We start from the raw sequence: 350 nt of genomic DNA, 5'->3' as shown, positions 1-350 counted from the left end.
GAACAACGCCTCTATCGGTTTATCTCCCAAAGAAGGAGCTGTATACATGAACAAGAAAATTCTCACTGCCGCGTTGCTCGGCGGTCTGGCGGTTGCCCAGGCTGCTTCCGCGCAGGAGTTCGATGACCGTTGGTACCTGACCGGTAGCGCTGGCTTCAACTTCCAGGACAGCGATCGTCTGACCAATGATGCTCCGTTCGTCACCCTGGGTCTGGGCAAGTTCGTTAGCCCGAACTGGTCGATCGACGGCGAGCTGAACTATCAGAACCCGAACTTCGATGCCAACCAGGACCAGAACTGGAGCCAGTACGGCATCTCGTTCGACCTGCGTCGCCACTTCATCGCCGAAG

General features: G+C 56.9%; 1 protein-coding gene. It reads left to right on the top strand.

What is annotated here, in order from left to right; translation table 11 throughout:
* Nucleotides 1-46: 46 nt before the first annotated feature.
* The coding region (locus DBV35_RS29525) for an outer membrane beta-barrel protein (RefSeq protein WP_157962110.1) at nt 47-350 on the top strand (304 nt) is incomplete at its 3' end.

It is taken from the genome of Acuticoccus kandeliae (genome assembly GCF_003073115.1).
This window is presented reverse-complemented; position numbering and strand designations above follow the sequence as displayed.